The organism is Streptomyces sp. NBC_00466 (assembly GCF_041433995.1).
Taxonomy (GTDB): domain Bacteria; phylum Actinomycetota; class Actinomycetes; order Streptomycetales; family Streptomycetaceae; genus Streptomyces.
On sequence record NZ_CP107896.1, the window covers coordinates 4961429 to 4985107 of the forward strand.

At 69.8% G+C, this 23679-nt stretch carries 24 protein-coding genes; 11 read left to right on the forward strand and 13 right to left on the reverse strand.

Going from position 1 to position 23679, the window contains the following annotated elements; all coding sequences use genetic code 11:
- Entirely contained in the window at positions 1 to 771 is a 771-nt protein-coding gene (locus tag OG210_RS22285; RefSeq protein ID WP_371540435.1) for a metal ABC transporter ATP-binding protein, read from the reverse strand.
- Between the two features lie 77 nt (positions 772 to 848).
- Positions 849 to 1808 carry a metal ABC transporter substrate-binding protein gene (locus tag OG210_RS22290; protein WP_328326396.1) on the reverse strand — a complete coding sequence of 320 codons (960 nt, stop codon included), beginning with the start codon at positions 1806 to 1808 and terminating at the stop codon, positions 849 to 851.
- Positions 1809 to 2087: 279 nt separating this feature from the next.
- On the opposite strand from OG210_RS22290, the gene OG210_RS22295 reads away from it, so the two are divergent.
- The 3 genes from OG210_RS22295 to OG210_RS22305 all read left to right on the forward strand — a co-directional run bounded on the left by OG210_RS22295 (position 2088) and on the right by OG210_RS22305 (position 5052).
- Positions 2088 to 3470: a glycine--tRNA ligase gene (locus OG210_RS22295; RefSeq protein WP_266857194.1), complete on the forward strand. Its 1383-nt coding sequence runs from the start codon at positions 2088 to 2090 to the stop codon at positions 3468 to 3470.
- A gap of 340 nt (positions 3471 to 3810) precedes the next feature.
- A complete protein-coding gene (locus tag OG210_RS22300; protein ID WP_371538462.1) occupies positions 3811 to 4626 on the forward strand; it encodes a DUF899 domain-containing protein in 816 nt (271 codons plus the stop codon).
- 99 nt (positions 4627 to 4725) lie between these two features.
- Positions 4726 to 5052, forward strand: a complete 327-nt coding sequence (locus tag OG210_RS22305) for a DUF3040 domain-containing protein (RefSeq protein ID WP_371538464.1) — start codon at positions 4726 to 4728, stop codon at positions 5050 to 5052.
- A 22-nt stretch (positions 5053 to 5074) separates the two neighbouring features.
- Here the strand turns inward: OG210_RS22305 and OG210_RS22310 are convergent, their stop codons facing one another.
- Positions 5075 to 5605: a cupin domain-containing protein gene (locus tag OG210_RS22310; RefSeq protein WP_328326391.1), complete on the reverse strand. Its 531-nt coding sequence runs from the start codon at positions 5603 to 5605 to the stop codon at positions 5075 to 5077.
- Between the two features lie 82 nt (positions 5606 to 5687).
- Between OG210_RS22310 and OG210_RS22315 the strand changes: the two genes are divergently transcribed.
- Positions 5688 to 6539: a LysR substrate-binding domain-containing protein gene (locus OG210_RS22315; RefSeq protein WP_328326389.1), complete on the forward strand. Its 852-nt coding sequence runs from the start codon at positions 5688 to 5690 to the stop codon at positions 6537 to 6539.
- Positions 6540 to 6585: 46 nt separating this feature from the next.
- Here the strand turns inward: OG210_RS22315 and OG210_RS22320 are convergent, their stop codons facing one another.
- From OG210_RS22320 to OG210_RS22355, 8 genes are all read right to left on the reverse strand, one after another.
- Positions 6586 to 7131 (reverse strand): GNAT family N-acetyltransferase, encoded by a 546-nt coding sequence (locus tag OG210_RS22320; RefSeq protein ID WP_328326387.1) that lies wholly within the window; start codon positions 7129 to 7131, stop codon positions 6586 to 6588.
- 108 nt (positions 7132 to 7239) lie between these two features.
- Positions 7240 to 7899, reverse strand: coding sequence for a GNAT family protein (locus OG210_RS22325; protein ID WP_328326385.1), 660 nt, complete (start codon positions 7897 to 7899; stop codon positions 7240 to 7242).
- A 127-nt stretch (positions 7900 to 8026) separates the two neighbouring features.
- Entirely contained in the window at positions 8027 to 9346 is a 1320-nt protein-coding gene (locus tag OG210_RS22330) for an MFS transporter (RefSeq protein ID WP_371538467.1), read from the reverse strand.
- Between the two features lie 210 nt (positions 9347 to 9556).
- Complete coding sequence (locus OG210_RS22335; RefSeq protein WP_371538469.1) at positions 9557 to 10543, reverse strand: ABC transporter substrate-binding protein; 987 nt, start codon at positions 10541 to 10543, stop codon at positions 9557 to 9559.
- 93 nt (positions 10544 to 10636) lie between these two features.
- Entirely contained in the window at positions 10637 to 11380 is a 744-nt protein-coding gene (locus OG210_RS22340; RefSeq protein WP_328326378.1) for an ABC transporter ATP-binding protein, read from the reverse strand.
- Complete coding sequence (locus tag OG210_RS22345) at positions 11353 to 12243, reverse strand: ABC transporter permease (RefSeq protein ID WP_371538471.1); 891 nt, start codon at positions 12241 to 12243, stop codon at positions 11353 to 11355. The genes OG210_RS22340 and OG210_RS22345 overlap by 28 nt, the downstream gene beginning before the upstream one ends.
- A gap of 432 nt (positions 12244 to 12675) precedes the next feature.
- Entirely contained in the window at positions 12676 to 13257 is a 582-nt protein-coding gene (locus tag OG210_RS22350) for a winged helix-turn-helix domain-containing protein (RefSeq protein ID WP_328326373.1), read from the reverse strand.
- 42 nt (positions 13258 to 13299) lie between these two features.
- Positions 13300 to 13806: a hypothetical protein gene (locus OG210_RS22355; protein WP_328326371.1), complete on the reverse strand. Its 507-nt coding sequence runs from the start codon at positions 13804 to 13806 to the stop codon at positions 13300 to 13302.
- 172 nt (positions 13807 to 13978) lie between these two features.
- Between OG210_RS22355 and OG210_RS22360 the strand changes: the two genes are divergently transcribed.
- Genes OG210_RS22360 through OG210_RS22370 form a run of 3 tightly spaced genes read left to right on the forward strand, consistent with a single transcriptional unit; the run spans position 13979 to position 16649 of the window.
- Positions 13979 to 15211, forward strand: coding sequence for a histidine kinase (locus tag OG210_RS22360; RefSeq protein ID WP_328326369.1), 1233 nt, complete (start codon positions 13979 to 13981; stop codon positions 15209 to 15211).
- Complete coding sequence (locus tag OG210_RS22365) at positions 15199 to 15846, forward strand: response regulator transcription factor (RefSeq protein WP_328326367.1); 648 nt, start codon at positions 15199 to 15201, stop codon at positions 15844 to 15846. Before OG210_RS22360 ends, OG210_RS22365 begins: the two co-directional genes overlap by 13 nt.
- Positions 15843 to 16649 carry a hypothetical protein gene (locus OG210_RS22370; RefSeq protein ID WP_328326365.1) on the forward strand — a complete coding sequence of 269 codons (807 nt, stop codon included), beginning with the start codon at positions 15843 to 15845 and terminating at the stop codon, positions 16647 to 16649. Before OG210_RS22365 ends, OG210_RS22370 begins: the two co-directional genes overlap by 4 nt.
- Positions 16650 to 16736: 87 nt before the next feature.
- Here OG210_RS22370 and OG210_RS22375 read toward each other — a convergent pair whose 3' ends face one another.
- The gene (locus tag OG210_RS22375) at positions 16737 to 18224 is read right to left on the reverse strand and encodes a long-chain fatty acid--CoA ligase (protein WP_328326363.1); all 1488 of its coding nucleotides are present in this window, start codon (positions 18222 to 18224) and stop codon (positions 16737 to 16739) included.
- Positions 18221 to 19285, reverse strand: a complete 1065-nt coding sequence (locus OG210_RS22380; protein WP_328326361.1) for a TauD/TfdA family dioxygenase — start codon at positions 19283 to 19285, stop codon at positions 18221 to 18223. Before OG210_RS22380 ends, OG210_RS22375 begins: the two co-directional genes overlap by 4 nt.
- Before the next feature lie 142 nt (positions 19286 to 19427).
- Here OG210_RS22380 and OG210_RS22385 point away from each other — a divergent pair, with 142 nt between their 5' ends.
- The 4 genes from OG210_RS22385 (at position 19428) to OG210_RS22400 (ending at position 23639) form a co-directional block, all read left to right on the forward strand.
- Positions 19428 to 20435, forward strand: coding sequence for an AraC family transcriptional regulator ligand-binding domain-containing protein (locus tag OG210_RS22385; protein ID WP_328326359.1), 1008 nt, complete (start codon positions 19428 to 19430; stop codon positions 20433 to 20435).
- A 99-nt stretch (positions 20436 to 20534) separates the two neighbouring features.
- Positions 20535 to 21593 (forward strand): 3-keto-5-aminohexanoate cleavage protein, encoded by a 1059-nt coding sequence (locus OG210_RS22390; RefSeq protein ID WP_328326357.1) that lies wholly within the window; start codon positions 20535 to 20537, stop codon positions 21591 to 21593.
- A 186-nt stretch (positions 21594 to 21779) separates the two neighbouring features.
- A complete protein-coding gene (locus tag OG210_RS22395; protein ID WP_328326355.1) occupies positions 21780 to 22751 on the forward strand; it encodes a quinone oxidoreductase in 972 nt (323 codons plus the stop codon).
- A 15-nt stretch (positions 22752 to 22766) separates the two neighbouring features.
- The gene (locus tag OG210_RS22400; RefSeq protein WP_328326353.1) at positions 22767 to 23639 is read left to right on the forward strand and encodes a TauD/TfdA family dioxygenase; all 873 of its coding nucleotides are present in this window, start codon (positions 22767 to 22769) and stop codon (positions 23637 to 23639) included.
- Positions 23640 to 23679: the final 40 nt, after the last annotated feature.

Below are 23679 nucleotides of genomic sequence, written 5' to 3' on the forward strand. Positions count from 1 at the left end.
TCAGCTCAGCAGTCCTGTCCTGGCCGGCCCGGCCGGCGCGTGCGGGTGTACGTGGTCGTGGCCCGGCAGGGCATGCTGCCCCAGGGCCTCCGGCGGGGGGCCGTCGTGCGTGACGCAGCCGTCGCGCAGGACTACGGCGCGGTCGATCAGCGGTTCCAGCGGGCCCAGCTCGTGCAGGACCAGCAGCACCGTCGTCCGGGCGGCCACCTGCTCGCGCAGCGTCGAGGCGAGGATCTCCTGGCTGGCCAGGTCGACCCCGGCCATCGGCTCGTCCATGATCAGCAGATCGGGCTCGGAGGCCAGCGCCCGCGCGATCAGTACCCGCTGGTGCTGGCCTCCGGAGAGCGCGCCCACGGAGTCGCCCGCGCGGTCGCTGAGCCCCACCAGCTCGATCGCGCGGGCCACGGCCGCGCGGTCGGCCCTGGACGGCCACCGCAGCTTCGTACGGGCGAGCCGGCCGGACGAGACGATCTCGCGCACCGTCGCGGGCACCCCGCCGGCGGCCGTGGTGCGCTGCGGTACGTAACCGATGCGCGCCCACTGCCTGAACCGCCCCAGCGGGCTGCCGAAGAGTTCGATCGAGCCGCCGGTGAGCGGGACCTGTCCGATCACCGCGCGTACGGCGGTCGACTTGCCCGACCCGTTGGCGCCGAGGAGGGCGACGACCTCGCCGCGGTGCACGGTGAGATCGATACCGCGCAGCACGGGGCGCGAGCCGAGCGCGGCCGTGGCGCCACGCACGGAGATGACGGGTTCCTGTTCGATGTCCATGGCGCGTGCCTCCGGTGTGGTCGCGGGCGCGGTGCTGGATGCGGTACTGGGTACCGGCGGGCGGGCGGTCGGCGGGGTCACTTGGCGCCGAGCGCCTTCTGGAGCGCGGCGAGGTTGGACTGCATGACCTGGATGTAGTCGCGGCCCTTGGACTTGTCCGTGATCCCCTCCAGCGGATCCAGCACGCCGGTCTTCACATGCAGGTCACCCGCGAGGGTCCTGGCGGTATCGGGGTTCGCGATGGTCTCGAAGAAGACCGTGTTGACGTGGTGCTTCACTGCGAGGCTGTGCAGGTCCTTCATCCGCGAGACGCTGGGCTCGCTCTCCGGGTCGATCCCGCTGATGGCCTCCTCGGTGAGGCCGTAGCGCTCGGCGAGGTAGCCGAAGGCGGCGTGCGTGGTGACGAAGGTGTCGGAGGTGCGGTTCTTCAGCCCGTTCGCGTACTGCTGGTTCAGGGCGTCGAGCTTCTTCACCAGCGCGTCGGTGTTCTTGCGGTAGTCCGCCTTGTGCTGGGGGTCCGCTGCGGTGAGTGTCCTGTCCACACCCTTGGCGACCTGGGCGAACCGCACCGGGTCGAGCCAGATGTGCGGGTCGAGCCCGGCTTCGCTCTCCGAGTGGGAGTCGTTGTCACCGGTCGTGTGGTGGTGGCCGTCGACCTCGGTGCCGTGCTTTTCGAGGGTGGTCATCGAGGCGGCGTCCGCGGTGTGCTTCACACCGGACTGCTTGATCGCCTCGTCGACGGCGGGCTGGAGGCCCTTGAGGTAGATGATCGCGTCCACACTGGAGAGGGCGACGGTCTGCTTCGGGCTGAGTTCGAGGTCGTGCGGCTCGACGCCCGGCTTCGTCAGGTTGGTGACGGAGACGTGGTCGCCGCCTATCTCCTGCGTCAGGTACTGGAGCGGATAGAACGACGCCACGACGTGCAGCTTGCCGTCCTTGTGGCCGGCGGCGGAACCGGAACAGGCGGAGAGGGCGACCAGTCCGGCGGCGACCGCTGCGGAGACGGCTGTGGCGGGTATGAGGCGTCGTACGTTCATGACAGTCATTTTCAACAAAAGTGGAAACGATTGTCAACAAGGGGTTCCGGGGTGGGTCTGGGGGCGGCCTCTCCGGGGATGGCCGGCGACCGCAGCGGGACCGTCCGGCGACCGCGCCGGGGCGGATCTGCGACCGCGCCGGGGTCGATCTGCGGACGATCCCGGGCGGATCTGCGGACGATCCCGGCAGTAACCGGGAACCGATTTGATCCGGGGGGTGCAGCCGCCGGTAACCTGAGGTATTCCGCTGTTCGCAATCGTCGTAATGAAGAGAGCACCGTGGCCGCCGACAAGATCGACACCATCGTCAGCCTGAGCAAGCGCCGTGGCTTCGTCTACCCCTCCAGTGAGATCTACGGTGGTCAGCGTGCCGCCTGGGACTACGGGCCGCTGGGTGTCGAGCTGAAGGAGAACCTCAAGCGCCAGTGGTGGCGTTACATGGTCACCGCGCGCGAGGACGTGGTCGGTCTCGACTCGTCGGTCATCCTGGCCTCCGAGACCTGGGAGGCGTCCGGCCATGTCGCGACCTTCTCCGACCCGCTGACCGAATGCACCTCCTGCCACAAGCGCTTCCGCGCTGACCACCTGGAGGAGGCGTACGAGGAGAAGCACGGCCACGCGCCTGCGAACGGCCTTGCCGACCTCAACTGCCCCAACTGCGGAAACAAGGGCACCTTCACCGAGCCCAAGAACTTCTCGGGTCTGCTCTCCACCCACCTCGGCCCGACCCAGGACAGCGGCTCCGTCGCCTACCTGCGCCCCGAGACGGCCCAGGGTATTTTCACCAACTTCGGCCAGGTGCAGCAGACTTCGCGCAAGAAGCCGCCGTTCGGCATCGCGCAGATGGGCAAGTCCTTCCGGAACGAGATCACTCCGGGCAACTTCATCTTCCGCACCCGTGAGTTCGAGCAGATGGAGATGGAGTTCTTCGTCAAGCCGGGCGAGGACGAGCAGTGGCAGGAATACTGGATGGAGCAGCGCTGGAACTGGTACCGCGACCTCGGTATGCGCGAGGAGAACATGCGCTGGTTCGAGCACCCGAAGGAGAAGCTCTCCCACTACTCGAAGCGCACCGCCGACATCGAGTACCGCTTCCGCTTCGGCGGCAGTGAGTGGGGCGAGCTGGAGGGCGTCGCCAACCGCACCGACTACGACCTCGGTGCGCACTCCAAGGCGTCGGGCACCGACCTCTCCTACTTCGACCAGGAGAAGGGCGAGCGCTGGACGCCGTACGTCATCGAGCCCGCGGCGGGTGTCGGCCGGGCGATGCTGGCCTTCATGCTCGACGCGTACATCGAGGACGAGGCGCCCAACGCCAAGGGCGTCATGGAGAAGCGCACCGTGATGCGCCTCGACCCGCGCCTCGCGCCGGTCAAGGTCGCGGTCCTGCCGCTCTCCCGCAACCCGCAGCTCTCGCCGAAGGCCAAGGGCCTGGCGACCGACCTGCGCCGCAACTGGAACATCGAGTTCGACGACGCGGGCGCCATCGGCCGCCGCTACCGCCGCCAGGACGAGATCGGTACGCCGTTCTGCGTCACGGTCGACTTCGACACGCTCGACGACAACGCGGTGACGGTGCGCGAGCGCGACACGATGAAGCAGGAGCGGGTGTCGCTGGACCAGATCCAGTCGTACCTCGGCGGCCGTCTGCTGGGCTGCTGACCTGGCGCGAGTGCTGCTGCATGGTTCGTGCGTGGCTCGTTGCACGACTCGTGCGTGACCCGTTGCATGACTGAGGGCCCCGGTCCCGCTCCGGCGGGGGCGGGGCCCTCAGTCATGAGGTCCTCAGTCATGGGGCCCCTCGGTCATGAGGCCCTCAGTCATAGGGAGGCCGGACCGGAAGGTGATGCCCCGTGTCGCGATGAGTTCCGGCCGGTTCGCGAGTCTGCCCTGGTGAGCGTCGTGAGCGTTGGAGAACGTCGTACGACGCCGCCCGGCACGAGACTCCACGCACGGGACACCCTGCGCGGGACACCACGCACGAGGCACCACGGAGGCCACCATGACGCCCACGCCGAACGACCCGACCACCGCGCTGCCCGGCCGGCCGCCCGTGGTCGACCAGGCCGCCTGGCAGGCCGCCCGTGACGAGCTGCTGGTCCGCGAGAAGGCCCACACCCGGGAGGGCGACGCCATCGCCGCGGCCCGCCGCCGGCTGCCGATGGTGGAGCTCGACGGGACGGCCGAAGTCGTCGGACCCGACGGCCCGGTCCAGTTCCTGGACCTGTTCCAGGGCCGCGACGAGCTCGTGGTCTACCAGCACATGTGGTACGACGGCGCGCCGCACCAGGGGCAGTGCGAGGGCTGCACCCTGGCGGCCTGGCACCTGAAGGACGCTGTCTACCTCAACGCCCGCGGGGTCTCGTTCGCCATCCTGACCACAGGTTCGTGGGACGAGGTGGCGCCCTACGTCGAGTTCATGGGCTACACCCAGCCCTGGTACTCGGTGCGGGACGTGGAGGCGCCGATCGGCGGAGACATGGGGCACCTCATGTGCTTCCTGCGCGACGGCGACCGCGTGTTCCTCACCTACTCCACGACCGGCCGTGGCAACGAGCCGGTCGCCGGATCCCTCGGCCTGCTCGATATGACGCCCTACGGCCGCCGCGAGGCGTGGCAGGACAACCCGGAGGGCTGGCCCGAGGCGCCTCAGGCCGGTTCGCCGGTGGGTGGCCATGGCGCGCCGATCTGCTGGTACTGGCGGACGGACGCCGACGGCATCGCCACCTGGGGGCCGACCGGCCGGCCCGTGCCGCAGTGGACCCGCCCCGGCGCGACCCCCGTGGAGACCCTCGGCCGGCACGGCGGCCCCAGCTGACGTTGCCCCGGGTCGGACCGCATCGCAAACCGTCTTAAACTGGATGTGACAGTCCCGGAGAAGAGGTATCGAACAGCCTGCCCATGTGTGGAGGTGGCCGTGGTGGACGGACCTCCGCTGTCGAAGGACGAACAGCAGATCCTCTCCGAAATCGAGGCATCGCTGGCGCGGGACCCGGAACTTGACCGTCGCCTGTCCGCTTCTGAACTGCGGCCGCTGGCCGGACGCCGAAAGCCACGCCGGGCGGACATCTGGCTCATGGTCGTCCTGGGAGTGGCCTGGGTCTGCCTGCTGGCGGCGTCGCTCCGTACCGGCTCACTGGCAGTTCTCGGCGCCTGCGCCTGTACGGGGACCGCCGCGGTAGCGGTGACCACGTACGTCGCCGCCAGGACGTGGCGTCGCCCCACTTCGCGCCCGCTGGACTAGCGCCTTTCGTTTGGATCCTGGATCAGGCCGGCTCGGTGGCGTAGCGGCTCATTGTCCGGACGTGTGCCTCTGGAGTCAGTGCCTGGCCGGCGGCGATCATGTCCTGCAGGTCCCGGAAGTACTGCACATACAGGTCCGGGGTGAACGTGCTGAGCATGACGGCCGGTTGGCCGGTCATGTTGGCGAAGGTGTGCGGAGCCCCGGGCGGTACCACCACGAGCGTGCCCGCCGTCGCGTCGTACTCCTTCTCGCCGACCGTGAACCGCACCGTGCCGGAGAGGACGTAGAAGCTCTCGTCGTGCTGGGCGTGGCGGTGCTGCGGCGGTCCTGGTGTGTGCGGCGCGAGGACGGATTCGGCGAGCCCGAGGCGGTGCCCGGTGTTGCTGCCGTCTTCGAGGATGCGCAGCCGTGTGGTGCCCAGGACGATGGTCTCGCCGTCGTCCGGACCGACCACCGATACGGCGGGATCGGCCACCGGTTCAAGGGAATTGGGATCGAGGGCGTTGGGATCGAGGGTGTCCGGCTCACCAGTCTTCTTCGGTTCGTTGGTCATGCTTCGATTCCACTGCCGGGGCACTGCGGCTGTCCAAGACCTGTTCCGTGATCTCGATACCGTACGGGTATCGTCACGCGCCATGGAGCTACGTACGCTGCGCTATTTCGTGGCGGTCGCCGAGGAACTCCACTTCGGCCGGGCCGCCGCCCGGCTGCACATCAGCCAGCCGCCGCTGAGCCGGGCGATCAAGCGGATGGAGACCGAGTTCGGTGCCGCGCTGTTCGACCGCTCGTCCGCCGGTGTCGCGCTCACTCCGGTGGGGGCCGTGCTGCTCGACGAGGCGCGCGCTCTGCTCGACCGGGCCGACCGGGTACGTGTACGTGTGGCCGCGGCGGCCGGCGCCGCGGCCCTCACCGTCGGCATCCTGGGAGACAGCACCGACCCGGACGCGACCCGGCTGGCAAGCGTCTACCGCCGTCGGCACCCGCACGTCGAGGTCTCCATCCGCGAGACCGACCTGACCGATCCCACCTGCGGGCTGCACGCCGGACTGGTCGATGTCGCCCTGACGCGCGGGCCGTTCGACGAGACCGGCCTGACCGTGCACGAACTGCGGGCCGACCCGGTGGGGGCGCTGCTGCGCGCCGACGACCCGCTGGCCTGCCGCGAGAGTCTGGCCCTCGCCGAGCTGGCCGACCGCCGCTGGTTCCTGTTCCCGGACGGCACGGATCCGCTCTGGCAGACGTACTGGAACGGCGGGGAACCTCGGGAGGGCCCGGTCGTACGCGCCGTCCAGGAGTGCCGCCAGGCCGTGCTCTGGAACGGCACGGTCGGCGTGACGCTGCTGAACCACGACCCGGGGGAGGGGCTCACCGTGGTGCCGCTGACCGACATGGAGCCGAGCCGTGTGGTGGCGGCATGGAACGAGCGCGACACGAATCCGCTGATCCGTTCGTTCGTCCGGATCGCGACCGCGGCGTACCGGGACTGACACCAGGATCCGCGGGTGTCTCCGGTCTGACGGCCTCCGCCGTGTGTCAGTTCCAACGGCGGAGGGGCGGCGGCGGATCATCGGTCTGCGGTGCCGCGTTCCCGGCCCAGGCGATCTCGTAGTACTTCACCCGCTCGTCCTGCCCGACCATCGTCATGCCCGCAGCCGTCATGACGCGGTGGGACGCCGCGTTCTCGTGGTCGGCGTCGCCCCTCACCCGGACGAAACCCCGCTCGCGGGCGGAGACGAGCAGGGCGCGGACGGCCTCGGACGCGTATCCCCTGCCCTGCGCTTCTGGGACCAGGCCGTACCCGATGGTGAGGCTGCCCTGCTCGTCGGGCGGGCCGTGGAAGTCCACACCCCCGATCGCGTACCCGTCGCCGCGCCGCCGGATCTCGTACGCGCCGGGGTGCGCCGCAGCACCACCCTGCGCGCGGGCCCCGAGGAACCGCCGGGCCGCGGAGACGTCCCCTTCCATGGGGTAGCCGGGTGCCCACCGGTCACCCTCACCGGGCCGGCCCGCCACCAGCCGCTCGGATTCGTCGACGGTCAACGGATGGAGCACGAGCCGCGCTGTCACAAGGTCGCCCATGAGGGGCATTGTCCGCTCATTTTGATCGTTGGTCCGGGCACGCCATCGAACGATGCGCAGCGGGCGCGGACCGAGCCGTCGCTGCCGGACCGGGCGCCGAAGCGGGGATCAGGACGAAGCGTCCTGGCCGATGCCCAGGACAGGCAGGCATTCCTCGACGCCGGTCAGTTCGATGTCGTCCCGGCGGACCCGTTCCCATGCGTCCCGAGTGAGCCGCCACTGCTGGATCTGCGCGGCCTCACCGCGGCGGGTGTCCCAGTCCGTGCCGTTCGGTGCGTAACCCAGGCCGCGGGAAACGCGGTTGGACGCTTCGTTGTCGACGAAGGCGTCGCTGCCGGCTTCGCGTGCGCCCAGCCCGGCGAAGGCCAACTGCAGGACCGCCGCCCGCATTTCCTTGCCGAACCCCTGTCCTCGGCTGCCGGGGGCCAGCCACGAGAAGCTGGACACCGTGCCGAAGCGCGTGAAGTTCTTGCCGGTGAGGTCCTGCATGCCGACCGGTTCTCCGTCGACGAGCACAGCGAAGTACAGCCGCCAGGAATCCGGGCTCATCCGGGCGCGGCCGGCCCAGATGGAGCGCAGCCACTGCCATTCGCGTTCGGGGCTGTCGGCGTAGAAGGAGATCGGGTCGTCGAACGGCCACGGCTTGGTATCCGCCACCCCGGCCCGCACGAGCGGCACGAGACGTTCCAGCAGTTCGTCGGAGGCGCCGGCCAGCGTCAGGCGCGGCGTGCGGACTTCGATGTTCAGCGGGGGATAGGTGTGAGCCACGCCGGGACTGTAGCCAGCCGGCCCGGCCGCCGCATCCGGTTTTCCCCAGGTGCCTACGGGTGATCCCGGGACCGCTCGGGGACCACACGCCGTGCACACGCCGCCGTCCCGGGGAGGTTCGTACGGCTCAGAGCGCGGGCTCCGCTTTCGGCCGGGGGGCCGGAGTGGTGGCCGGAGGCCCGGTCGGCAGATCGCGGGCACGGCGGATCGGGGAGAACCAGAGGAGCGATGCGGCGACGGGCAGCCCGGTGATGGTGATCCACAGTGCGGTGCGGGTCCCCAGCGCCTCGCCGAGCGCGCCGCCGAGTACCGCTCCGAGCGGGATGGTGCCGTAGTTGAGGAATGCCGCCGAAGCGGAGATCCGGCCCAGCATGTCCTTGGGGCAGTACTGCTGACGGAAGGTCGAGGAGATGATGTTCGCCGCGATCACCCCGATGGACACCGAGGTGTAGCCGATCACGAAGAGCACCAGGCCGAACCCCCGCGTGGTCAGCGGGATCAGGAGCGCGAGCGAGGGCACCGCCAGATTGAAGAAGATCAGGGCGCGGGCGCTGCCGATCCGGGCGGCGACCCGGCGGGCGGCGAAGGCGCCGATGATGCCGCCGATGCCGCCTCCGGTCATCAGGGCGCCGATGGTCCCCGATGAGAGGTGGACCTCGCGGACCAGGAAGACCACCAGGATCGACTGATACGCCATCAGCGCCAGATTGGACGCACCGCCGGAAGTGGCCAACGCGCGCAGATACGGGTCGCCGAAGGTCAGCCGCAACCCCGTACGGATCTCCCGGCCGAGCGCTCCCCGCGAACGCGTGACCTCCGGGCCGCGCGGCTCACGGTGCTTGATGCGCAGGACGCAGAGGAAGGACACCGCGAACGTCGCCGCGTTCACGAACAGCCCGTTCGCCGCGCCGACCGCCTGCACCAGGAAGCCGCCCGAGCCGAATCCGGCGAGCTGGGCCGCCGACTCGCTGCCGTGCAGCTTGGAGTTGCCCTCCGCCTGGTCCCCGGAGTCGACGAGGTGGGGGAGCAGCGCGGTGTACGCGGTCTGGAAGAAGACGGTTGCCGTACCGGCCAGTACCGCCGTGGCCAGCAGATAGCCGATCGAGAGCACCCCCAGCCAGGCGGCGACGGGTATCCCGCCGAAGAGCAGCAGTGCGGCGGCGTCGGCGGTGAGCATGACCGGGCGGCGCGGCAGCCGGTCGACCCAGGCGCCGGCGGGCAGCCCGATGAGCAGCCAGGGCAGCCAGGTCGCGGCGGTGAGCAGGCCCACCTGGAGGGTGGAGGCGTGCAGCAGGGTGACCGCGACCAGGGGCAGAGCGACGGAGGTGACCGAGGCGCCGTACTTCCCGGTCGTCGAGCCCGTCCAGAGGAGGCGGAAATCGCGGTTGCGCAGCAGGAGGCTGCGGGAGGTGGAGCGCGCTGGCGTACCCGGAGTCGGCATACGCATGAAGATAGCTTGCAGAGGACTCTCTGCAAAGAGGTTTGCAGAGAGTCCTCTGTGAAATGTCCTCTGTGAAATGCCGGGATCACCGCCAAGCTGCGAGATCACTGCCGAGCTGCGGGAGGCCGGCCGGCGTCGGGGCGCCGACGGGCCTCGGCCTCGGCCTCGTCTGTCTGGACGCCTGGATGCCTGGACGCCTCGGCGCCTGGACGCCTTTCAGAACGTGTGGGGCGGGGTGGTGGACGGCGGCACACCGCCGTTGAACCGGGTGTCGACGAAGTCGGAGAATGTGAACTGCTCGGGTATCAGCTTCAGGCCCGCGAACTCGTCGGCGATCTGCTGCTCCGAGGCGATGGCGGCCCGGTCCACGGCGACCCGTACCGTCGTGCCCGACGTACGCCGCACCGCGTCCAGCGCCACCTTGTACGGCACGCCGGTGTCCTTCGCCCATACCTTCGCCCACTGCTGCGGGTGCTGGTAGACCCACTTCCGGGCGAGCTGCAGCCGCTGCAGGTAGTCCTTCATGGCTGCCGACTTCCCCTTGTCCGCCAGCGCGGAGGGGGAGGCGATGTCGAAGGTGAGGCCGTTGACCAGACCCTGTCCGCTCACCAGGACCCGGGCGTTGCCGCTGTCCAGCGCCTGGGTGGTGGTCGGGTCGGCCGCCGCCCAGGCGTCGACGTCTCCCCGCTTGAACGCGGTCTTCGCCTCGGCGGACTGGAGGTAGTCGACTTTGACGTCCTTGATCGACATTCCGGCCTTCCTGAGCGCGGAGAGCAGCAGGTCGTGCCCGGTGGTGCCCTGCATCACCGCGATCTTCTTGCCCTTGAGACCCTGGACGCTCTTCAGCGGCGAGTTCTTCGACACCAGGATGGCGGTGCCCGCCACCGAGCTGTGCATCGCGCCCACGACGGTGATCTTCGATTTGGACGCGGCGGCGAACACCGGTGGTGTGTTGCCGGTCCAGCCGAGGTCGACCGCCTTGGCGTTGACGGCTTCCAGCAGCAGTGGCCCGGAGGCGAACGTCGACCAGTTGATCTTGTGCGGCATGTTGTTCAGCTCGCCGGAGGCTTCCAGCATGGCTCGGTCGCCGCCCGTCTGGTCACCGACGTTGAGCGTGGTCCTGGCGTGTGCGGGCTTCCCTCCGCATGCCGTGGTCAGCAGAGCGAACGGGATGAGCAGGGCGCCGAGGCAGCGTCGTTTCATGCGGAGTTGTTTCATGGGGAGCCGTTTCATGGGGAGTTTTCTTCGGGGCACGGGGAGTTTTTCTTCGGGTTGAGCGGAGGTGTCGCGGGCCGGTCAGAAGAGGGCCTGGGGCGCCACTACGCCAAGTTCGGTCAGCAGCCCGGCGCGCAGCAGGGTGAACTCCGGTGCGCCCACGTCGCGCGGGCGCGGGAGGCCCACCGGTTGCTCATGGGCGATGACGCCGTCCTGCATCACGAGCACCCGGTCGGCCAGCAGTAGCGCTTCCTCCACGTCATGCGTGACCAGCAGCACGGCGCAGCCCCTGCGCTGCCAGACCTCGGCGACCTGCTGCTGAGCCTTGATCCGGGTGAGCGCGTCGAGTGCGCCGAACGGCTCGTCGAGCAGCAGGAGGTCCGGTTCGCGCACCAGCGCCCTTGCCAGCGAAGCGCGTTGGGCCTCGCCGCCGGAGAGCGTCTTGGGCCAGGCATCCGCCCGGTGCTCCAGGCCGACCTCGGTCAGCGCCCGTACCGCGGTCTCCCGCGCTGGGCGGCCCGGCAGGCCCAGCACGACGTTGTGCCACACGCGCTTCCACGGCATCAGACGGGGCGCCTGGAAGGCCACCGCCCGGCGGCGGGGTACGAGTACGGTCCCGTCGATGTCCCGGTCGAGCCCGGCGAGTATCCGCAGCAGCGTGCTCTTGCCGCAGCCGCTGCGCCCCAACAGGGCCACGAACTCGCCCGGCCTTACCGTGAGCTCCAACTTGTCGAGGACGGCCCGGCCGTCGAAGGACCGGGTCAGACCGGTGATCTCGACGACCCCCCGGCCGGCGGTCACTTCCCCGTGAACGTCGGTCGCCATCGCAGCAACAACCTTTCCAGCGTACGGACGACGAGATCGGCGGCCAGGCCGAGGAAGGCGTAGACGATCAGGCAGACCACGATGACGTCGGTGCGGTAGTACTCGCGGGCCTGATCCATCAGGAAGCCGATGCCGTCGCCGGCGTTGACCGTCTCGCCGAAGACCAGAGCCAGCCACGCCGAGCCCAGCGCGAATCGCAGCCCGGTCAGGGCGCCGGGCAGCGCCCCGGGCAGCACGACATGGCGGATCAGGCCCCAGCGGCCCAGGCCAAGCGTGGCGCCGGCCTCGATCAACTGCTCGTCCACACCGCGGATCCCGGCGTAGGTATTGATGTAGAGCGGGAAGGCTGAGGCGAGGGCGATCAGCGCCACCTTCACCGTCTCATCGATGCCCAGCCAGACGATCAGCAGCGGGATGAGCCCGGCGAACGGCACCGCGCGCAGCATCTGCACCACAGCGTCGATCAGGTCCTCGCCGATCCGCAGCAGCCCGGACAGCAGCCCCAGCCCGACCCCGGCCAGCGTGCCCAGCACCAGGCCGATGGCGACGCGTTGCACCGATACCGCCATCGCGGACGGCAGCGTGCCGTCGGCAATCAGCCCGCCCGCGGTACGGGCGATGGTGCCGGGGGAGGCAAGGACGTCCGACTGGAGCACGCCGGTGGCGCTGAATGCCTGCCACAGGACCAGCAGCAGCACGGGCCCGGTGGCGCGTCGGAGCCAGCGTGGCACGCGGCGGCGCCGGGACGACGCGGAGACGATGGGTTCCAGATCGACGCCCGCCGCGCCGGGTGTGTCCGTCCCTTCCGGATCACTGGCCGAAATGCCAAATATGCCCGGCCCAGAGGGTGTGTCGGTACTCATCAGGGGCTCCACGTCGGGACAGGAGGGCGCGGGCCCGCAGCGTGGCGTGTGCGGGCGGCTGCTGGCGGTGCCGACGGCGGAGTGCCGTCACGGCGCCGGGCGCGAGACGGGGAGCAGCGAGAAACCTGAAGGCGTCGGTAGTCGGGGCAGCGTGCGGAGGTGGTCACGCTTAGCGAGTCAAAGGGGCCGTCCGTAGGAGGGCATCTAGTAAATGCGACATGAACACGCGGCAGAAGCTAGCAGATGGGACCCTTGGACGGTCAACGGCGTCTCGCCCACCGGACGTCCTCTCTTACGCGCCGAACGGTCTTGATCGGATCGCCCCGGCCTAACGGATCAGCCCGGCCCAGCGAAATCGGCCCGGCCCAACGAACCAGCCCGGCTCAACGGATCGGCCCGGCCCAGCGAATCGGCCCGGCCCAACGGATCGGCCTAGCTCCTGCCCTCATGGCGGGCGAACGACTGGATCTGGATGCTGATCGGCAGTGATCCGGGTGCGGACGCTTCGCCCGCCGCCGGGTAGTACTTGTCGACCACGGCCATCAGCTCGTTGTTCAGTTCCCGCAGCCGTGCCGGGGTCAGCCGCAGATCGTCCCAGTTGGCGATGGTGCCCGCGCTCTCCCACTCGGCCGGCCACTCCTGGGCGGCGTACGCGGACGCCCGCTGGAAGTAGAGCTGGATGAGCTCCTGGACATACGCGTCGGCGGCGACGCGCGCCGAGGGATCCTCCTTGCGCAACTGCGCGGTGTGCAGCACCTGCCGGTCCTCCACCGCCCGCCACCAGCGCTCCCGCTTGGTGCCGCGCTCCACGTCCTCCTCGATGAAGCGGTGCTCGGCGAGCTGCCGCAGATGCCAGCTCACCGTGCCGGTGCTCTCGCCGAACTCCTCGGCCAGTGTGGTGGACGTCGCTGGCCCGTCGCGGCGCAGCGACTCCATGATGCGCACCCGCAGCGGGTGCGCGAGGGCACGCAGGCTTCGGGCATCGATCGTCCGTACGGGCTTGTGGCTGGCCATACCGGCAGCGTAACCGGACAGGAGCGGCCTTCCCCCGAGCCCTTACCCGTTCTGTTCGGCTACCCGTCGCGCAGCCAGTACCGCACATATCGCTGCCAGCGGAAGCTCCGCACAGACCGCGAGCGTCACGGCGGTGGTCAGCTCGGGCCCGGGCGCCGATGTCGTCACGTCGAACCAGGCGTCCACCAGCAGGAGTGCCCCGGTGGCGGCGGCTGCGGCCGAGGCGCGCGGGTCCTGTCTCCTGAGGAGAATGCCTGTGCCGCCGAGTCCGATCGCGAGGAGGGCGTCAAGGCCGACCCAGGCTGTCGACCAGTTGGAGACCTCGGTGGTGCGGGGAAGCGTCTTGGCGAGGACGAACATCCAGGGGACCAGGGCCGCACCGCATCCGGTGAGCACGGTCGAGAGCTGAAGTCCGCGCAGACTGCGGGGAATCCGGATGGTTGGGCTGATCCGAGTGGTCAGGCCGATCCGCGTGGGCGGGGCCATCCGCGTGGCGGGGGCGATCCGCGTGGGCGGGGCGATCCGGTTGGGCTGGGCGGCGAGGGTCATGAGTGCTGAACTCCTTCCAGGGCCCGCCTGATCGGGCACAACAACAAGGTTCGCCGTCGGAGGAGTCGAGGTCAGTAACGCACGGGTCCGTCCTGTGGTGGTGCCAGTACCACCACAAGTTCGGGCATCAGGGTGATGGAGCAGCCCGGAGCGGTCCCTCTACGGTGTTCCCATGTCGATGCGCCTGACCTCCTGGGCAGCCGGGCATGCACCCTGGTCGGCCTGGGCCTGGCGCAACACCGCCTTCGCCGCCGCCGGACTGCCGCTCTCGCTGCCCGCCGTACTAGCCGTAGCCACCGTGATCATGGCTCCCGGGCACCTGCCGGGTGGACTGGTCGCCCTGCTCGCCCTCTGCCCGTCCCTGACCGCGCTGCAGCGCAGCCGGTTCTGGTCGCTCATCGGGCTCAACGTTCCTCAAGTCGTCTGGAAAGAGAGGCGGTTTCGCTGGAAAGGGATGATGGAGCGGCTGCGCTCCGACGCGACCTGGCGGCAGTTCGGGTACCACCTGCTGGCCGCGCCACTGGCCGCCGCCGGGGGAGCGCTGGTGGTCTGCGCCTGGGTCGCCGGGATGGCCGGTGCGCTGGTCTTCTCCTGGGTGTGGGCGCTGCCGCTGGATGCGCGACTGCCTGGGTGGACCGATCGGTACGTCCTGCTCACCGCCGGCGGAGTGCTGCTGCTTCTGCTCACCCCCTGGCTGGCCGCCGCCGTGACCCGGCTCGATGTGACCGCGGCCGCAGCCCTTCTCGGCCCCAACCGGGCTGAGGAGTTGGAGCGCCGGGTGGAGAACCTGGCCGAGAGCAGGGCCGGTGTGGTCGACGCCGCCGACGCCGAACGGCGCCGTATCGAGAGGGACTTGCACGACGGAGCGCAGCAGCGGCTCGTCTCGCTGGCGATGAACCTCGGGATAGCGCGAGCGGCCCTCACTGATCTGCCACCGGAGGCGCGACAGGTCATCGACGAGGCCCACCGGGAGGCAAAGGAGGCGATCGAGGAGCTCAACAACCTGGTGCGCGGTCTACACCCGGCCGTACTGGATGACCGCGGGCTGGACGCCGCACTCTCCGGGATCGCCGCGCGGGCACCGCTGCCGGTCGACCTGACCGTGGACATCGGGCGCCGGCCGGCGCCGACCGTGGAGGCGGTCGCGTACTTCGTCGTCTCCGAGGCGCTGGCGAACGTCACGAAGCACGCCCACGCCCGCTGGGTCGCCATTGAACTGCGCACCCGCGGTGGCCTGCTCCGGATAACGGTCGTCGACGACGGCCGAGGGGGTGCCGATCCCTCGGGCGGCACGGGGCTGGCCGGACTGGCGCAACGCGTAGGGTCGGTCGACGGAACGATCCGGATCAAGAGCCCCGTCGGGGGCCCGACTGTCATCACTGTGGAGCTGCCGTGCGGGCTGTGATCGCCGAGGACTCGGTGCTGCTACGAATCGGCCTGGTCAAGGTCCTCGAGATGGCGGGCTTCGAGGTGGCCGCCGAGACGGACGACGCGGATTCGCTGCTCGCGGCGGTCGAGGAGCACCAGCCCCAACTCGCCCTGGTCGATGTACGGATGCCGCCCGGATTCAGTGACGAGGGCGTGCGGGCCGCGCTGATGATCCGGCGGCAGTGGCCCGACACGGCGGTGCTGCTCCTCTCGCAGTATGTCGAGGAGCGGTACGCGGCCGACCTGCTCTCCGCGCAGACGGGCGGTATCGGCTACCTGCTCAAGCAACGCGTCGCGGACGTCGAGGAGTTCATGGATGCGCTCAAGCGTGTTGCGGCAGGCGGGACAGCCCTTGACCCGCAGGTCGTTGCCCAGCTGCTGCTGCGCCGTCGCGGTGCCGACCCGCTGGACCGGCTGACTCCGCGCGAGAGAGAGGTGCTCGCGCTGATGGCCGAGGGGCGTTCCAACGCGGGCATCGCCGAGCAACTCGTGGTGAGCGAGAGCGCCGTCGCCAAACACATCAACAACATTTTCGCCAAGCTCGATCTGGGCCAGGCGGACGGCGATCACCGCCGGGTGCTCGCGGTACTGCGCTTCCTGGACGGCGCGTGATCACCGGCCGGTGGCCGCGCCGCCGCCGTGGCACCTGGATCGTGGTCGCCGTGCTGAGCGCGCTGTTCCTGGTGGTACCGGTGGGGGCCGAGGCATGGGCGCAGCTCGCCCGACAGAGCAGCTCGTCCACCAGTTCCGACACGGTCGACCAGCACCCGGTGAAGGCAGTCGATGTGGACTCGGGCAGCTCCGAGGTGTCCATCAGCGCGGGGACGGGCCGAGAGGTGCGCGTCCACCAGGAGTTGAGCTGGTCGCTGCGCAGACCCACCGTCGACCGGAGCTGGGACGGTGACACGCTGCGGCTGCGCACCCGGTGCGACGGCACGCTGGCGATGACCAGCCTCGGCTGCTCCGTGCGGCTTGATCTGTCCGTGCCGGCCGGTGTCACGGTGCGGGTGGTGTCCGGCTCGGGGCATGTCCGGGTGAGCGGGCTCACCGGGTCCATGGATCTGCGTTCGGGCTCCGGCGAGTTGCAGTTGTACGGAGTCGCGGGGCTGGTACGGGTCCGTACCGGATCGGGGGCGGTCGACGGCATCGCGCTCACGTCGAAGACCGTCGACGCCCAGACCGGTTCGGGCCAGGCGAAGTTCGAGTTCGCCGCTCCGCCCGAGAGGCTGACCGGTTCAGTGGGGGCGGGGGAGTTCGACGCGACCCTGCCCCTCGGCTCCCGCTACCAGGTGCGGGGTGGCACGAGCTCGGGCACCTGGGCGGTCGAGAAGGGTGTCGACGACCCTGCCGCCGACCGCCGTATCGATGTCTCGTCCCGCTCCGGGACGGTCCGCATCGGATACCCCGGGTGGTGACCGATGGCAACGCTGCGTCGGTCCCCACGCCGTGCGGTCCACAAGCTGTGTCAGCCGGCACGCTCGGCCGGCCCCGCAGTTGGGCTGCTACCGGATCACGATTTCCCGCTTGAGGATCTTGCCGGTCGCGCCCTTGGGCAGGCTGTCTGTGAGCGTGACGATGCGGGGGTATTTGTACGGGGCCACCCGCTGCCGCACGTAGTCGCGCAGTTCCTCGGCCGTGGCGCCGGCACCCGGACGGAGAGTGACCGCGGCGGCCACCTCCTGACCGTGCAGCTCGTGCGGTATGCCGACCACGGCGGCTTCGGCGACCGCCGGGTGCTCGTAGAGAACCTCCTCGATCTCGCGCGGGTACACGTTGTAGCCGCCGCGAATGATGAGGTCCTTCTTCCGGTCGACGATGAAGTAGTAGCCCTCCTCGTCGACCTGTGCCAGGTCCCCACTGGAGAACCACCCGTCGCTGATGGCCTCCGCGGTTGCTTCGGGGCGGTTCCAGTAGCCCTTCATCACGCCGTCTCCGCGGATCGCGAGCTCGCCGACCTCACCGGGGACGGCGACGGTGCCGTCCCCGGTCATGAGCTTCATCTCGACTCCGCGGATCGGAAGGCCGATCGACCCCGGCTTGCGCGGCCGGTCCACCGGGTTGAAGGAGACCACCGGCGAGGTCTCCGAGAGCCCGTAGCCCTCCAGTACGGGGACGCCGAAGTCGCGCTCGAATCCGTCCAGCACCTCGACGGGCAGTGCGGCACCGCCGGACACGGCCAGGCGCAGCGCGGGGAGCGCGGCGGCGGTCGGCATCCCGGTGCGGAGCAGCGAGGTGTACATCGTGGGCACGCCGAGGAAGACGGTGACGGCGTCCCGGCGCAGGATGTCCAGCGTTCGCTGCGGCTCGAAGCGCGGGAGCAGGGTCAGGGATGCTCCGGCAGCGACGGCGGTGTTGAGCGCGCAGGTCTGCCCGAAGGCGTGGAACAGCGGGAGGCCCCCGAACAGCACGTCGTCCGGGCCCAGTCGGAGTACGGTTTCGGCCGCCGTGGCCGCGTTGGTCATCAGGTTGCGGTGCGTCAGCTCGGCGCCCTTGGGGGTCCCGGTCGTGCCGGAGGTATAGAGGATGACCGCGGTGTCGCTCTCCGACCGCTCGACGGTGTCCGGGCGCGGCTCGACGGCCCGCAGCCGGGCGGCGTATGCGTCCGTGTCCATGACCAGGCATTCGACCCCGGTCTGCGCCGAGGCCGCGGCGGTCTCGTCGGCGGCCTGCGGATGCGCCAGCACCATCGAAGCGCCCGAGTCGCGCAGGGCGAAGGCCGTTTCGCGCGCCTTCAGCAGGGGATTGAGGGGCACCACGACGGCGCCGGCGCGGAGGACACCGTAGTAGGCGATCGGGAAGTGCGGAGTGTTGGGCAGGGAGAGCGCGACGCGGTCACCCGGTCCGACCCCGGCGGTTCGCAGCAGGCCCGCCAACTGGGCGCTCGCCGCGTCGAGTTGGGCATAGCTGAGCACGGTGCCGTCCTGGCGGACGGCCGGGCGGTCGCTGTGGGTGTGGGCCGAGGCCGCCAGGAGGGTGGCGAGGTTGGTCATACGGATATCCCTTTCGCTCTCGCGATCACATCGCGGGGTGCGACCCCGCCGCGTCCACGACGGTCGTCGGCCTGGTGCCGGTCGCCCCAGAAGTCCGCGGGCAGGTCGCGTCTCTGCCAAGGGGTCAGCCAGAGCCGGAGCAGATGGCGCTTCTCCTCGGGAACGGCGCCGTCCTCGAACTCGGTGCGGGCGTGCAGCACCGCGTGGTTGTTGAGCAGGAGCAGATCGCCGGCCTGGAGATCGAGGTCCAGCCGGAGGTCCTGAGTGGATGTCAGCTCGTCCATCAGATCGAACAGCTCCCGGTCGGCCGGTGTCAGCCGCGGCACCTCGGGGAAGCGCTGTGCCGATTCGAGGTAGCAGCGGTGGTAACGCAGGCTGAGCCTGCCCCCGTACCAGGACGCCAGCGGCGCCCGGAAGTAGGGGAGTTCACCGAGGCCCTGCTCCTCCCGGCGGTCGAAGCAGTACCGGTGGTACAGGCGGTCGACCAGGTCGGGCCGCCGCGCCAGCACGCGATTATGGACTGCTGTCGAGGAGACGAGAGACATCTGTGCCCCGGAGCGGGCCGGGCGCAGACACAGCAGCGCCAGCACATCGGACGGGTCGGTGTGGAACGGCAGGCGCCCCCGGGTCTGATAGCCGCGCGTCGCGGGATCGGCCAGAGTGCGGCCGGTGTCGCGGACGTGGCCGAGCATCTGGCCTGCGGCGTTCTGCGAGACGGGGATACCCAGATGCTGCCCCAGCCCCCACAGGACAGTGCTCGCGGCCGTCTCACCGTACTGTGCGACCGGCAGGCCGGAGATGAGAGCGAAGCCTCGCCCGTGCTCCAGTGCGTCCGTGATGCCGGCCAGCTCCGCCGCCAGGGACGGCAGAGGGAAGCCGGCAGCAGTCAGCTTGAGGAGCGGGGTGCCTCGTGCGCGCGCTGCCCGCAGCGCCTCGTCGAGCTCACGGAGCTGCGGCGGCGAGAGACGCAGCACCCACTGCCCGGTGTCCTGGAGATCCGGACCGTTCCATGCGGCCGGCCCGCTGAGGGGCCGGCGCAGCACACTGCTCACGCCAGTCATGACGGCCTCTCTGGCATCACGGTGGAGGGGCTCCTCCACGGTCGAATCGGTGCCGCCACGCTAGGACATCTTCTGCGCGGAGTCTTGACCTGAAGTGACGATGGACTTATCACTTGGGGACATCGCCCAAGGGAGTGCGTCTGTGAAGCCGCTGGTCCGTTATGCGTCGTTGAGCAGCTACGCCGAGCTGTGCCGTTCGCTCGGTATCGATCCACAGGCCCTGATGCGGAGCGTGGGGCTGGACATCAGCGGCCTCGCCGCCCAGGACCGGTGGGCGCCGGGCGCGGCGGTGGTCCGGCTGCTGGAACTGTCGGCGGACGCGTCCGGCCGGCAGGACTTCGGCCTGCGGCTGGCCGAGCGCCGCCGGTTCTCCAACCTCGGCCCGATCGGCCTGGTGGCCCGCGAGGAGCCGGATGCGCGGAGCTCGCTCGATCTGCTCATCCGCTACGAGCGCATGTACAACGAGGCACTGCACACCCGGCTGGCCGAGGCCGAGGGACTGGCCACGCTCAAGGTGGAGCTGGATCTGGGCGAACCGCTGCCGTGCCGGCAGTCCACCGAGCTGGCCGTGGGCGCGTACCACCATGTGCTCCGGCACTTCCTCGGCGACCGCTGGCAGCCGTTGGCGGTGTGCTTCACCCATGAGCCACCCGCGGACCTCGCCGCGCACCGGCGTTTCTTCGGCCCCGCAGTGGAGTTCGACCGCGAGTTCAACGGAATCCTCTGCTACTCGGGGGAGTTGGACGCCGCCAACCCGGAGCCGGACCCGCAGTTGCGCACCTACGCGCGGCAGTACTTCGAGTCGGTCGCGGTCTCCCGGGACACCTCCGTACGGGACCGTGTGGTGGCCGTGATCGAGGTGCTGCTGCCCACCGGACGCTGTTCGATCGAGCAGGTGGCACACAGCCTCAGCGTCGACCGCAGGACGGTGCACCGGCATCTGGCGGAATCCGGGGAATCGTTCTCGTCCCTGCTCAACGAGACGCGTGCCCGCCTGGCGGAGCAGTTCGTGGCGAATCCGCGCCGCTCCTTCACGGAGATCTCCGATCTCCTGGGGTTCTCCGCGCCGAGTGCCTTCTCCCGTTGGTTCCGCGAGCGGTTCGGGTGCAGTCCCCGGGAGTGGCGGTCCAGGTCCCGAATGGGCAAGTGAATCGTCCCGCACGGTAAAGAATCGGGCGCTGCCGGGTCCTAGCGTGGCACCACCGCAAGGCCGGACACCCACGCTCCACCCGATGAAGGAGAGCCCACCGTGCATTTCCTCGACGATTCACTGCTGCCGGAGAACCAGGAGAAGCTGGTGATCCAGGTCGCGCCCTACGGGCCCGAGTGGCTGCCGGGCGACGCCGACGACCTCCCGCTCACCATGGACGAGCATGTGCAGGCGGCTGTCGACTGCTACAACGCCGGCGCGACCGTGCTGCACATCCACGTACGTGAGCTGGACGGTCATGGGTCCAAGCGCATGTCCATGTTCAACGAGCTGATGTCCCGGCTCCGGGAGGCCGTCCCGGACATGGTCCTGCAGATCGGCGGGTCGATCTCCTTCGCCCCCGAGGACGAGGGCGGGGACGCCAAGTGGCTGAGCTATGACACCCGCCACCTGCTGGCCGAGCTCACTCCGGCGCCCGACCAGGTGACGATCGCGATCAACACCAGCCAGATGAACATCGTCGAGATCATGTCCGACGACGATCTGGAGGGCACCTCCATCGCCAAGCCCGACTACTACCGGGCGTACCGCGACATGGTGGTCGAGGCCGGTCCGGACTTCTACCTCGAGCACCTCAAGCGGCTGCACGGCAACGGCATCCAGCCGCACTTCCAACTCGCCACCATGGCCCAGCTGGAGACCGTGGAGCGGCTGATCCGGTCGGGTGTGTACACCGGCCCGATGGTGCTCAACTACGTGGCGATCGGCGGTGGTTTCGCGGGGCGGCACCCGGCCGACCTGGTCGAGTTCATCCGCCGTGTCCCGGACGGTGCCGTCCTCACCATCGAGAGTTCCATGCGCGCGGTGGCGCCGATGAACGCCGTCGCCATCGCCCTGGGCGTGCACGTGCGCGTCGGTAACGAGGACAACCTCTGGCGGCGCAAGGGCGAGCGGATGAGCTCGGTCGAGCAGGTCGAGCAGATGGTACGGATCGCCGACTCCGTGGGCCGGGACGTGGCCACTGGGCCGGAGGCCAAGCAGATCTACCAGCTGGGCAAGTACTACGGCAGCGCCGAAGAGACCCTGGACCGGCTCGGCATGGTGCCCAACCGCCGTCCCGGTCAGCGCGGCTTCATGCTGCGCGACCCTCAGGTCTGAGCGACGCGCCAGGTTTCAGCGACGCGCCAGGTCTGAGCGAAGCCCAGGTTCAAGAGGAGCCGGTCCCGAATGCGGCGGTCGCGGGGTCAGTCGCTCACCTACGACCGGTCTCGCGACCACCCCACACACCGGCACACCAGCGCACCGCCACACCAGCACACCGACCCACCACAGACGGAGCTCTTCATGGCCCATGCCATCCGCTTCCACGAAACCGGCGGCCCCGACGTCCTGCGATGGGAGGAGACCACCGTCGGTGATCCCGGCCCCGGCGAGGTTCGGATCCGGCACGAAGCCATCGGCCTCAACTTCGCCGATGTCTACTGGCGTACCGGCCTCTACCCCGCCCAGCGGCCCAGCGGGCTGGGCGTCGAGGCGGCCGGCGTGGTGGAGGCGGTCGGTGAGGGCGTCACGCACATTGCTGAGGGAGACCGGGCGACCTACACCGGCAGCCCGCTGGGGGCGTACAGCACCGAGCGGGTGATGCCCGCCGACACGCTGATCAAGCTGCCGGACGCGATCAGCTGCGAGACCGCCGCCGCGATGACCATGCGGGGCCTCACCGCCTCCTACCTGCTGCGCCGGATCCACCCGCTCAAGGCGGGCGACACCGTACTGCTGCACGCGGCCGCGGGCGGCGTCGGCCTCATCTTCTGCCAGTGGGCGAAGCTGCTCGGCATCACCGTGATCGGCACCGTCTCCAGCGAGGAGAAGGCGCGGATCGCCCGTGCCAACGGCTGCGACCACATCGTCTACTACCGGCGGGAGAACGTGGCCGAACGAGTACGCGAGATCACCGGCGGCGCCGGGGTGCCGGTCGTCTTCGACAGCGTCGGCAAGGACACCGTCGCCGGGTCCATGGCCTCGCTCGCCCGCCGCGGCCTCCTGGTCTGCTTCGGCACCACCTCCGGTGTGCCGCCGCTGGACGCCATGCAACTCGCCGTACACGGCTCGCTGTTCGCGACCCGGCCCGCGCTGGCCGACTACATCGCCGAGCCCGCCGAGCGGGACGCCCTGGCCGGCGAACTGTTCGGGCATGTGGCGGCCGGGCGCATCAAGATCCAGGTCAACCAGCGCTACGCACTGAAGGACGCGGCGCAGGCGCACCGCGATCTGGAGGGCGGGAGGACCACCGGGTCCTCTGTACTCACTGTCTGAGAAGGAGATCGCACCATGCCGCACACGGTCCGCACAGCCATCCAAGTCGAGCCGCTGACCTGCACCATCGGTGCCGAGCTGAGCGGGGTGCAACTCGGTGACGCGGCGCGGGACGACGAACTGTTCGCCGAGATCAAGGGATTGCTGCTGAGGCACAAGGTCCTGTTCCTGCGCGACCAGGAGATGACCCGCGCCGAGCACGTCGCCCTCGCCTCACGCTTCGGCCCGCTGGAGGACCACCCGGTGGTCGGCGGTGACCCCGAGCACCGGGGGCTTGTCCGCATCTACAAGGACCTGGACAGCAAGCCCGAGCACTACGAGAACGCGCTGCACTGCGACGCGACCTGGCGTGAGTGCCCGCCCATGGGGGCGGTGCTGCGCTGCGTGGAGACGCCATCGGTGGGCGGCGACACGATCTGGGTCGACATGGCCGAGGCCTACCGCCGGCTGCCCGAGCACATCAAGGTACAGATCGCCGGTCTGCGTACGCGGCACAGCATCGAGGCCACCTTCGGTGCGGCCATGCCTGCCGAGCAGCGCCTCGCGCTGAAGGAGCGCTTCCCGGACCCGGAGCACCCGGTGGTGCGCACGCACCCGGAGACCGGCGAACAGATCCTCTTCGTCAACGCCTTCACCACTCACTTCGTCAACTACCACACCCCCGAGAACGTGCGCTTCGGCCAGGACTACGCACCCGGCGCGAGCAACCTCCTGAGCTACCTGATCAGCCAGGCCGCCGTACCCGAGTACCAGGTGCGCTGGCGCTGGCAGAAGAACAGCGTGGCCATCTGGGACAACCGCTCCACGCAGCACTACGCCGTCCAGGACTACTGGCCCGGCGTACGAAAGATGGAACGCGCCGGGATCGTCGGCGACAAACCGTTCTGAGCCCCGGCCCACCGGGAGCCGCCACAGGAGAGGTCACCCA